General features: G+C 41.9%; 6 protein-coding genes. All 6 read right to left on the minus strand.

Translation table 11 applies throughout. From position 1 onward, the window contains the following. Nucleotides 1–1,364 (minus strand): MATE family efflux transporter (locus WKI42_RS09220; protein ID WP_368081767.1); only part of this gene is annotated, 1,364 nt, incomplete at its 3' end. A 114-nt stretch (nucleotides 1,365–1,478) separates the two neighbouring features. Further along, the gene (gene recA, locus WKI42_RS09225; protein WP_172922280.1) at nucleotides 1,479–2,645 is read right to left on the minus strand and encodes a recombinase RecA; all 1,167 of its coding nucleotides are present in this window, start codon (nucleotides 2,643–2,645) and stop codon (nucleotides 1,479–1,481) included. 54 nt (nucleotides 2,646–2,699) lie between these two features. Further along, nucleotides 2,700–3,956, minus strand: coding sequence for a competence/damage-inducible protein A (locus tag WKI42_RS09230; RefSeq protein WP_368081768.1), 1,257 nt, complete (start codon nucleotides 3,954–3,956; stop codon nucleotides 2,700–2,702). A gap of 84 nt (nucleotides 3,957–4,040) precedes the next feature. Continuing rightward, entirely contained in the window at nucleotides 4,041–5,057 is a 1,017-nt protein-coding gene (lytR, locus tag WKI42_RS09235) for a glycopolymer--peptidoglycan transferase LytR (RefSeq protein WP_368081769.1), read from the minus strand. Between the two features lie 7 nt (nucleotides 5,058–5,064). Beyond that, on the minus strand, nucleotides 5,065–5,583 hold the full coding sequence (locus WKI42_RS09240) for a GNAT family N-acetyltransferase (protein WP_262081338.1): 519 nt from the start codon (nucleotides 5,581–5,583) through the stop codon (nucleotides 5,065–5,067). Beyond that, nucleotides 5,573–6,016, minus strand: a complete 444-nt coding sequence (gene tsaE / locus WKI42_RS09245; RefSeq protein WP_368081770.1) for a tRNA (adenosine(37)-N6)-threonylcarbamoyltransferase complex ATPase subunit type 1 TsaE — start codon at nucleotides 6,014–6,016, stop codon at nucleotides 5,573–5,575. Before tsaE ends, WKI42_RS09240 begins: the two co-directional genes overlap by 11 nt. Between the last annotated feature and the right edge of the window lie 50 nt (nucleotides 6,017–6,066).

Below are 6,066 nucleotides of genomic sequence, written 5' to 3' on the forward strand. Positions count from 1 at the left end.
AACACTTTTGTTGCCAATATTTCCTTGCCTTCTTTTATCAAGGGGTGACGAAACAGTGAGAAGTACAGTTGGATGGTCATGGCAACCCAGATAAGGGGTTCACAAAGGATAACACCCTTATAGCCTGCCCAAGGGATAATCAAGACTACAAAAGCGATTTTCCCTATTAGTTCGATAAAGCTGGAAACCAGAGGAAGAACCTTTTGCCCCAAGCCCTGCAAACAATTGCGATAAATCAACAAGAGGCTCAAAATAGGATAAAAGGCTGAGCTGATTTGCAGGTAGAGACTACCGTTTTCTACCAGGTATCCATCCGTCGAACTAGCCAAGAAGGAAACCAAGGCTGGACTGGCAAAAAAGAGAAAGGCACAAACAAAGACTGCCCAGGACATACTTAAACGACTGCCGATTCGAAGTCCTTGAACAATGCGGTCTGGTCGCTTGGCGCCTAGATTCTGCGAAGCAAAGGTCGTCATAGATGCAGAAATAGCGGTCATAGGAAGAAGGGCAAAGGCCATAATGCGGCGAGCTGCCGTCTGGGCACTGATAATTACGGCACCAAAGGTATTAACAGAAGACTGTAAAATCACACTACCGATGGACACAATGGAACTCATCAAGCCCATAGCCAAACCTTGCTCCAAAAGATCCGCGTACAAGGCCTTGTCCCATTTGAAATGCTTGAGTTGAGGCAAAAGTTCTGGCACACTCTTACGAATATAGTAAAAGCAGAGAACCGCTGATAAACCTTGCGAAATAATGGTAGCAAGCCCCGCAGATTGAACTCCAAGATGCAGTTGCGTAATAAAATAGAGATCCAGAACTACATTAACCAGAGCAGAGAAAATCAGAAAACCAAGCGCAGCCAGACTGTCTCCAATAGATCGCAACAAACCTGCAAAGAGATTATATGCAAAACTGACACCAACACAGGTCACAATCATAGAAATATATTGATAGGATTGGGGAAGGATTTCTGCAGGGGTATCTAAATATTGCAAGAGAGGATACAAACCAATAAAGCCCAGCAGCATCACTAGAATGCTCAAAAGAGCACCTAGTATCCAGGTGGCTGCTACTGCTTCCTTTATTTTAGTAAAATTCCGAGCCCCATAATAGCGAGCAATGACAATCCCCATTCCATTCCCAACACCAAGAGTAAAACCTACAATCAGGTCAAAAATCGCTGTCGTCGCTCCTACCGCCGCCAAGGAGTCTTGACCCAGAAATCGCCCAACAATCAAGACATCAGCAGTGTTATAGAGCTGTTGAAAAATATTAGACAGCAAGATTGGGAAGGCAAAACTCACAAGCGAGGGAAGAATCGGACCATGAATCAGGTCCACTGTTCGTTTTTTATTCATAAGGCTATTATATCAGCTTTCTAGCAGAGCGACAAGAAACAGCAAACTATAGATAATCTAAAAACTTGAATCAAAAATTGAAAAAGCAGCGGATTTCTCCACTACTTTAACAGCTTATTCTTCAATTTCGATTTCAAGTTCGTCGCCTAGGTCAAGAGTCACTTCTTCATTCACAGAATCTGCTTGAACTGCCTCATCTTTTTTGTTTTCAGTATCTTGTTCTGAAGCTTCTTCTCCATCAATCAAGCCAAATTTAGAACGGACTTGCTTATCAATTTCATCAAAGATTTCTGGGTGATCTGCCAAGTATTTCTTAGCATTCTCAGAACCTTGCCCGATTTTCTCATCCTTGTAAGAATACCAAGCTCCTGCTTTTTTGATGATATCCAAATCGCTTGCAATCTTCAAAAGCTCACCAGTCTTAGAAATTCCTTCTCCGTACATAATTTCAACTACGGCTTCCTTAAACGGTGGAGCTACCTTATTTTTTACAACCTTAATCTTAGTTTCTTTACCGACATTGGTTTCTTTTTGGTCACCAGTTCCCTTAATTTGTGTATTACCACGAACATCCAAACGCACTGAAGCATAGAATTTCAAAGCACGTCCACCAGGTGTTGTTTCTGGATTTCCAAACATCACTCCAACTTTTTCACGCAATTGGTTGATAAAGATGGCAATTGTTTTGGTTTTATTGATAGAGGCGCCAAGTTTACGCATGGCCTGACTCATCATACGAGCCTGCAAACCAACGTGGCTATCTCCGATATCGCCATCAATTTCCGCACGAGGGACAAGGGCCGCAACTGAGTCGACCACGACAAGATCTACAGCACCTGAGTCAATCAATTTTCCCGCAATCTCAAGACCTTGCTCTCCTGAGTCTGGTTGTGACAAGAGCAATTCGTCAATATTGACACCAAGGGCCGCAGCATAAGCTGGATCAAGGGCATGTTCCGCATCGATAAAGGCAGCAATCCCACCTTCTTTTTGCGCTTGTGCAACTGCATGAAGGGCAACCGTTGTCTTACCAGATGACTCTGGGCCATAGATTTCGATGATACGTCCCTTAGGATAACCACCTGAACCAAGGGCAATGTCCAAAGCTAAAGAACCTGAGCTCATCACTTGCACCTTTTGCTCGGCACGTTCACCCAAACGCATGATTGAACCCTTACCAAAGTCTTTCTCAATCAATTTAAGAGCGTCATTCAAGGCTTTTTCACGTTCTGCCCCAAATTTTTTTGAAATTTCTTCTAATTTTTTTGGTTTTTTCGCCATTCTATTCTCCTACATTCTAATGGTCCTCAGACCTATCTACTATTATATCAAAAGTTAGTCACTTAATAAAGCCTTGCGAACTAGGTTAAAGGCATGCATAACCGCAATGTGACGTACATCTGCTCGACTTCTACCTCCAATATTCACCTTGATGACCTCAGTTCCTTGCTCTTGAGCCAAGCCTATGAAGACTGTCCCAGCTGGGTACCCTTCTAGGCTATCTGGTCCTGCTACTCCAGTCAAACTAATTCCAAAATCAGACTGGGTCTTGCTTCGTGCCTGCTCAGCCATCTTCTGAGCTGTAAATGCAGACACCACACCCTGTTCTTCCAAATCCTTGACAGGAATATCCAACATCTTTGATTTTTCCTCCAAGCTATAGGTTACAAAACCACCCTTAAATATACTTGAAGCACCCGAAAAATCAGCTACGCTGGCTTGGAAAAGCCCTGCCGTCAAACTCTCTGCAGCCGTGATAGTTTTCCCTTGTTTTTTCAGTTTTTCTACCACAATGCTGGCCAAGCTAGCCTCCTCTCCATAACCATAACAGAGGTCTCGTAAAGAAATTCCTTCGAAAGTCTGGCGGTCCAAGATTTGATTTTCCAAGATATCCAGCGCTTGATTCGCCTCTTCTTGACTGCTAGCCTTTGTTGACAGACGCAGAGTGACTTCCCCTGTCTTAGCATAAGGGGCCAAGGTCGGATCTGTTTGATTATCAATCAAATCAGACAAAATCGTAACCAACTGGCTCTCGCCAATTCCAAAGAAACGAAGAACTCGGGAATATAGCTTACTCCCTGTCATCAACTTAGGTAGAAGTTGGTTTAAAACCATGGGTTTTAATTCACTTGGTGGACCGGGAAGGACGACATAGGTCACTCCATCGACTTCCAATATTCCTCCCACAGCCAGTCCTGTTTCGTTTGGCAGTGGAGTCGCTCCTTCTACAATTTGAGCTTGTCTTTCGTTATTCGGTGTTCGGGCATAGTCTGGTCGCTGGGCAAAAAAGACATCCAACTTCTCCTGAGCCTGAGGATCGAAGACTAATTCTTTCCCTAAAAATTTAGCCAGAGTTTGTTTGGTCAAATCGTCCTCAGTTGGCCCCAAACCACCTGTCAAAATCACCAGACTGCTACGTTGACTGGCAATCTCAAGTAAAGACAAGAGACGAGCTTCATTGTCTCCTACAGCCGTCTGAAAATAAACATCTACCCCAATCTCTGCTAGTTTTTCCGATAAAAACTGGGCATTGGTGTTGACAATCTGTCCTGTCAAAATCTCTGTTCCAACAGCAATGATTTCTGCTTTCATCTTTCCTCCTACCTATCTATTCGTATTTTTTGAAAAAATCGCAGGAATTTTCCTACGATTGATTTTTTATTTGTATCAAGAAAGTTAATTATCTTCGTCACTAACAGGTGCTCGTCCAAATAAATCTTCAAATAAGACCGCATTGGTTTCGACCTGGGTAACTTCTTCTTGTCCCAAAGAACGTCGGAGTAGATTTTGCATTTCCAACATATGGGCTCTCGAAACAACCTGGTAAGAAACACCTTGAAGCATCTCTCCTTCACCCTGCAACTGCTGAGTTTCAATGGTTTTAAATGAATCTTTATAGCCTAGCAAGTTAGGGATACTTTTTGCAGACAAATCAATATTGGTCTGCATATTGTCACTCAAAGCTTTTAGAATCTCTTGATAATGACCAACGCTATTTAAACTGAGAGCTTTTTCCATGACTTTTTGAATAACTTCACGTTGACGTTTTTGACGACCATAATCTCCCTCAGGATCTTGGTAACGCATTCGTGCATAGACTAGGGCTTCTTCTCCCCCAATATGTTGCTCCCCAACACCGATAGAAATGGTATTAAATTCTTCTTGGTCACTGATAGAAATTGGGAAACCTAGGGTATTATTGACTGTAATACCACCTACTGCATCCACTAGTTTTTGCAACCCTTTCATGTTGACCATCACATAGCGATCAATATGGATATTCATCATTTTTTGAATGGTTTCTATAGCAAGCTCTGCTCCACCATCTGCATATGCTGAATTCAGTTTCGCTTCATGAGCCTGACCATTCCCTGATTCAATGCGGGTCAGAATATCCCGCTCTAAACTCATCATCGTTGTTTTTTTTGTTTTAGGATTCACTGTCATCAAGATCATGCTATCACTTCTACCGACCCAAGTTTCAGTTCGTTCAGCATTTCCGGTGTCCACTCCCATTAACAGAATTGTTAGAGGTTCAGTCGCTTCAATAACCTTTGTTTCTTCGCCGATTTTTTTATAGGTTTTAGCTAAGGTTTCTGTCCCTTGTTGATAAATAGTATAAGCAAAAATACCTGCTCCTACTACAGTTACAGAAAGTAAAGCTAGCACCATTCCAATAATTTTTTTAACCATATTTCTACTAATCTATCAGTTTACCCATCAGGTAAACATCGATAAATTTCCCTTCTTCTATATATGCCCCACGCTCTTGGCGACCTTCAATTATAAAGCCATGCTTTTGATAAAGATGAACAGCAGCCTGATTACGAGTTTGGACAGTCAGTTGGAGACGACGCAGAATGCCACTTGCTTGTGCCCACTCTATCGCTTCTTCTAGCAACAAACTTCCCAATCCATTATTCCAATATTTCTTACCAATCACAATAAAGAGATCTCCAATATGACGGACTCTCTTACGCTGGTCAGCTGTAATATTTACAATACCAGCAATTTTATCATTTAAAAATGCAAGTAAGGTTATCTGATTGTCCGAACTAGCTTGCTTGTTGAGGAATATTTCCATCTCCTCACTGGTCAAGAGAATACCATCTCTGTCTAGGCTGGTAAAATCTGTCTCCAAACTTACACGATTTAAAAAGGCCACTAATTCAGCTGCATCTTTAGGCTCTGCTTCCCTAATGAGCAATTCATACTCCATATTGAAGCTCCTCTAAGAGTTTTTCTGCACGCAAACCCTTTGCTTGGAAATGTAATCTGCGACCGTCTTCTTCTTTTAGAATTTCCAACTCTAAATAAGTATCTGGCAAGGCATCTCCTAAGAGATTTCCCCACTCAATAACAGTCACTCCACCACCAAAGAGAAACTCATCCAAGTCGATAGAATCCGCATCTCCTTCAATTCGATAAACATCTAGATGATAAAGCGGCAGTCTGCCTTCATACTCTCTTACGATAGTATAGGTTGGACTTTTAATCATTTGAGAAATCTGTAAACCTTTAGCAAGTCCTTTAGTAAAGGTCGTTTTACCTGCACCCAGTTCTCCAGTTAAGATTAAAACATCATTCTTTTCTAATAGATGACCCAAGCATTCCCCTAAGGCTTGCAGCTCTTCTTCATTTTTTGTGTACATACTCTTATTATACCAAAAACTTTTCTTTTGTGTCTATTTTCCTGCTGAAC

The organism is Streptococcus pseudopneumoniae, assembly GCF_038148935.1.
Lineage (GTDB): Bacteria > Bacillota > Bacilli > Lactobacillales > Streptococcaceae > Streptococcus > Streptococcus pseudopneumoniae_U.